The organism is Micromonospora sp. NPDC051296, assembly GCF_040682255.1.
In the GTDB taxonomy this organism is placed as follows: Bacteria; Actinomycetota; Actinomycetes; order Mycobacteriales; family Micromonosporaceae; genus Micromonospora; species Micromonospora craterilacus.
On the sequence record NZ_JBFBAO010000474.1, the window covers coordinates 1 to 4,489 of the forward strand.

A 4,489-nucleotide genomic window follows, 5' to 3' on the forward strand; every position below is an offset into this window, starting at 1 on the left:
ACAACGTCGGCGAGCACCAGGCAGCCGGTATGCCTATCGCTCGGTTGTCGACAGACGACAGCGAACGGCTTGGGCGAGTGCTGTATGACCTCTGGCAAGCCTTGGGCATCCCGCTTCCGTACGGCGACGTTCGCGGGAGGGAACCTCGTCGTCGGATCTGATGTCGCTTCCCGCGAGGGAGTAGCTGACAGCAGCGGTGACGGCAACGTGTCGGGCAAAGCCAGCCGCCGGCGGCCGGACGTACGCGCGCCCGACAGGTCGGCTTCTCCCGCGTGCCGCGCCCTATTCCGCCGAGGTGTTGTACCGATCGAGGGTCGTCTTGGATGTCGAGGCGTCGCGGAAGATGAGTTCCCACGGGCCGGTGTTCACGTCCATGTCCTTGCCGAACCCGACCCATTTCCCGGCCATCCGTCGACCCGTAGGCTCGGCCAGAAGTTGGATTGCGCCGTGATACCGGGCGCCCCGGTAGTAGCCGGCCGAGTCGGTCTGTTCCACCCAGGTGCCGGTGATGACTGCACCGTCCACGGTCAGATCCAGTGACAGGGACGATGCCGCCGAGCCGGGCAGGCTGCGCGCGGTCAGCCGGTCGCCGTGCTGGAGCACGACCACGAAGTGCTGGCCGGCGAAGGAGTCCTCCCGGCCGCTGGAGTGGTACTGGTAGCGGCTGAGCCATACGCCCTCGTATGACTTGTGGACGGTGCCCGGCGTGGACGTTGGCGTCGGTGTGGCCAGGCTGGACATGGGAGATGTCAGGTCGTGGCCACCGTGCTGGTCATCGGCGATATGCCCGTCGGGCACTGCGGCGAAGCCGAGCAGCGAGATGGGTAGGCCGGTGACCACCTCCAGCGCGCGGGCGTAGACGGGTCGCGGCGCGGTGATCGTGCCGGACTCCCATCGCTGGACGAGTCTCTTGTTGGCGTCGTTGGGCTCGCCGACGCGGTGGCCGGCGGCCTGGAGCGCACGAGCGAAGTCGTCCTGGCTCATGCGCATTCCGGTGCGGACGGCGCGCAGGGCGGTGTTCGGGGCGGTCATGACCGCCACCATAGCGGTATGTCGCCTAAATGTCGCCAGTAATGTGGCTGGTTTGTCGCGGCTTCTGTCGTCGCAGTCGGTGACATCTCGGCGTCATTGTGGACGGTATGCGACGGCCGAGCTTGCCGCCGCGCTTCTGCTGACGGAGGTGGGGATGCAGGGTGATGGCGACGACCCGGCGGTGAGCCGGGGCGAGCAGATCCAGGCGGCCGAGCGAGAGGCGGCGAAGCAGCGGCTTCTCGCCGAGGCTGAGGCGGATCGGATACCGGCGGAGGAAATCACGCGGGCGGTGCCGGATCGGCGGTGGCTTCGTGGACAGCCTTGAGCTACTGCCGGTCGGGCGGCGGGTGGCGTACTGGCGGGGTCGGCGGAAGCTGTCGCAGCAGGTGTTCGCCGACCGGCTCGGCAAGTCGAAGAGCTGGGTCGACAAGGTCGAACGCGGTGTCCGGTCGCTGGACAAACTGTCCACGCTCCAGGAGATCGCCACCGTGCTACACATCCACACCGCTGTCCTGCTCGGCCGCGACGCCGAGCCGGTCGAGGTGACGAATCGCGTCGAGGGCGTCGACCGGATCAGGGCGGCGCTGTCCCGGTATGAGATCCCCCTGGGCAGGCCGGCGGGTCGCCGGCCGGTGTTGCCCGTGGACCGGATGCTGCGGGAGGTGGGGCACGCGTGGACGACGTTCCAGTACGCCCGCTACCAGCAGGTGATCGATCTGGCACCGGACCTGCTCACCAATGCACAGCACACCCACGCCCAAGCCCCGGTGACGGGTCGGGTGCCGCTGGTGGAGGCGTACCGGATCACCGCCGCCCTGCTGGTCAAGCTCGGCGACGCCGAGCTGGCGTGGCTGGCCACTGACCGGGCGATGCTCGCCGCCACCGGTGACCGGGACCTGGTGGCCGCCGCAGCCGTGCAGCTCGGCCAGGTCTTGCGCGCGTCGGGGCGGGCACGGGAGGCGAAGCCGGTGATGCTCGCCGCCGCGTACCGGATCGCCCCATCCGTGATCGAGTGCGGCACACCGCCGGAGCTGTCCCTGTGCGGAACCCTGCTCATCCAAGCTGCCCTGGCAGCGGCCCAGTACGGGAACGAGCCGGCCGCCACCGAGCTGATCGACGAGGCCGCCAGCATGGCTGAGCGGGTCGGCGACGGGCACGACTATCACCGCACAGTGTTCGGACCCACCGCCGTCGACCTGGCCCGTACTGCCGTAGCCGTCGAATCCGGCGACGCCCGTGATGCGATCGACTGGCACGAGAAGGTCACCAAGCGACCCGGCTGGCGATGGATACCCCCCGCACACCGCGCCGCGCACCTGCTCGACGCCGCACGCGCCTACCTGCACGCCGACGATGCGACCAACGCCGCCAGGGTGCTGATCGAAGCCGAGCGCACCGCACCGGCCGAGATCCGGCACCGACCCGCCGCCCGGAACGTCCTCGCCGAGATTGCCCGCGACCCGCGCGCCCCGACCACGATCACGCAACTTGCCGTCACCCTCGGGTTGGGCTGACCGGTGACGGCACCGATCCTGTCCCTGGCCCAGATTCGCAACCGACTGATCCTCACCGCCCGGACGGTCCTCCGTCAGCACCGACCCCGACCCGACGGCCACTGCCGCGCCTGCCGCACCCCGAGCTGCCCGGTGGCGACCGCCGCCCGCAACGTCCTACATGCGGCCGGCGAAGTACAGCAGCGGGGTACAGCAACTGAACCGACCACAGCCGACCGGGATAAGCCCCAGCAGGCCGAATGACCTCGGATGACACCCGATCCGACCGGCTTGCCGAGAGTTCACACCGGAGAGGTCACTGGTTCGATCCTGGGTAGGTGCGGGCAACGGTCTGCTCACCGTAGAGCAGTGCGGCTGCGATAAAGCGCCCGACGGTGGGATTCGCTCGCCCGGGGGCCGCACGCCGTCGAGGTTCGGTGTGTTGGTCTGCGGCAGCCGGCCCTCAGCCCGTCCGGGCCTCCTGTAGCAGCCGGAGCTGGCCGATCTCGGCGACGTTCTTCATCAGTTCGGCGTTGACCCAGGCCAGCATGTGCCCGACGGTGTGCTCCGGGTCGTGTGGCCAGGGGAACGGTGCGACCTCGTCGAGGTCGGCGTCGGTGAGCCGATCCAGCACCGCCAGCCACTCCGCGCGGAGTTCGCGCAACCAGGCGACGGTGGGCTCGCCGTCGCCGGGCCAGTCGACCTCGGTCCGCTCCCGTGGCGTCCGGCCCTGCATGTGGTCGAGGGCCACCGTCCACCACCAACCGATGTGCCAGGTGAGCCAGGCGATGGTGGGAACCGGGACCGGATCAGGCTCGGTGTCGGCCCAGTCCGGCACCCACTGGCCGGCGGCGTCCGGGCGGACCGTCCAGGACACCGCCGCCGCCTCCCAGCGGAAGTGCGCCGGCTCCAGCCGGTCCAGGTGGTATTCGAACAGCGACCAGGTCAGGTCGAACTGCCACCGCAGCAGGTCGCCACGATCAGACGGCATCGGGCGATGGTTGCACCTGCCGCCGTAACGGTCGAAGAGTTATTCGGCGCTCCCGCCACCCGTCCCGGCGGTGTCGTCGGATCTTGTCCGACGCAACACTTCGTCGCCCGACCGCACGTACGCCTCGAAGAGGTCGGTGCCGTCGGTCAGCCGGCCGCGCGCCCGGTCGTCCTCGGCGAGCGTCGCCCCGCCGCGCAGGATCCGGATGAGGGCCCGGGACCGTTCGTGGCTGGCGGCGAGCAGTTGTTCGAAGCCGCCCGCCGCCTCGACGAGCAGGCGCCGGCTGCCGGGCTGGGGATGGTGCGCGCGAGCCCAACGAGACCACGCGAAACGGTCACCCAAACGGAGGGTGCAGGGTCGCAGAATCGCAGGCCAGGGCCAGAATCCTCGCCGCGCTGCCATGCCCGACTTTCACACGCGGGACGGTTGGGTAAGTGAGGTCCGCAGCGCCGACACGGCTTTACCAAAAGCAGCTCGACAGCCGGCGGAGATGCGGGTGGGCGAAGTCACGGGTAGCGCGGACGGACTTCGCCCTCTTCCGGTGCCCGTCTTCAGGAGCCGCCAGGTCAGTTCTGGCCGGGACTTGCTATGGGTAGTCCCGCTTGCTTGGCGGATTCGAGCAGTCGCCGGTCGTAGGTGACGAAGGCGATGAGTGCCGTTTCGGACTCGTTGGTCAGAAGCTGGGCGGTGGCGAGATGTATGGCGTCGAGGCTGCGTAGCGTCGGCTCGGCGAACGCGGCTGCGGTCGCGCGGATCGTGCTGTCGATCTCCAGTCGGAAGAGCCGTCCGATGGCCGCCGGTACTCCGATCAGGGCTTGCGGGGCTGATCGGCGCAGCGCTCTGGGCACTTCCACCTCGACGAGGGCAGAGGAAACCAGCCGTACGTTGCCCAGGCCACGCAGGTGGACCAGGTCCAGCAGGTTGGCAATTCCGGGCGTGTGCACCTCGACCGCCAGATAGTCTCGATCCGGGT

The 4,489-nt window shown here is 69.3% G+C and carries 6 protein-coding genes; 2 read left to right on the forward strand and 4 right to left on the reverse strand.

The window, feature by feature from the left end; translation table 11 throughout:
• Nucleotides 1-282: 282 nt before the first annotated feature.
• The gene (locus AB0M52_RS31095; protein ID WP_363961100.1) at nt 283-1,044 is read right to left on the reverse strand and encodes an XRE family transcriptional regulator; all 762 of its coding nucleotides are present in this window, start codon (nt 1,042-1,044) and stop codon (nt 283-285) included.
• Here AB0M52_RS31095 and AB0M52_RS31100 point away from each other — a divergent pair.
• Nucleotides 1,031-1,357 carry a hypothetical protein gene (locus AB0M52_RS31100; RefSeq protein WP_363961102.1) on the forward strand — a complete coding sequence of 109 codons (327 nt, stop codon included), beginning with the start codon at nt 1,031-1,033 and terminating at the stop codon, nt 1,355-1,357. The genes AB0M52_RS31095 and AB0M52_RS31100 overlap by 14 nt on opposite strands.
• Nucleotides 1,344-2,546, forward strand: a complete 1,203-nt coding sequence (locus tag AB0M52_RS31105) for a helix-turn-helix domain-containing protein (protein WP_363961104.1) — start codon at nt 1,344-1,346, stop codon at nt 2,544-2,546. The genes AB0M52_RS31100 and AB0M52_RS31105 overlap by 14 nt, the downstream gene beginning before the upstream one ends.
• Before the next feature lie 442 nt (nt 2,547-2,988).
• On the opposite strand, the gene AB0M52_RS31110 is transcribed toward AB0M52_RS31105, so the two are convergent.
• The 3 genes from AB0M52_RS31110 to AB0M52_RS31120 all read right to left on the reverse strand — a co-directional run.
• Entirely contained in the window at nt 2,989-3,516 is a 528-nt protein-coding gene (locus AB0M52_RS31110) for a DinB family protein (protein WP_363961105.1), read from the reverse strand.
• A gap of 39 nt (nt 3,517-3,555) precedes the next feature.
• Nucleotides 3,556-3,858: a hypothetical protein gene (locus tag AB0M52_RS31115; protein ID WP_363961107.1), complete on the reverse strand. Its 303-nt coding sequence runs from the start codon at nt 3,856-3,858 to the stop codon at nt 3,556-3,558.
• A 224-nt stretch (nt 3,859-4,082) separates the two neighbouring features.
• Nucleotides 4,083-4,489 (reverse strand): PIN domain-containing protein (locus AB0M52_RS31120; protein ID WP_363961109.1); only part of this gene is annotated, 407 nt, incomplete at its 5' end.

Coding starts and splice junctions, on each gene's coding strand:
- AB0M52_RS31100 (WP_363961102.1), top strand. CDS start 1,031: ATGACCGCCACCATAGCGGTATGTCGCCTAAATGTCGCCAGTAATGTG.
- AB0M52_RS31095 (WP_363961100.1), bottom strand. CDS start 1,044: ATGGTGGCGGTCATGACCGCCCCGAACACCGCCCTGCGCGCCGTCCGC.
- AB0M52_RS31110 (WP_363961105.1), bottom strand. CDS start 3,516: ATGCCGTCTGATCGTGGCGACCTGCTGCGGTGGCAGTTCGACCTGACC.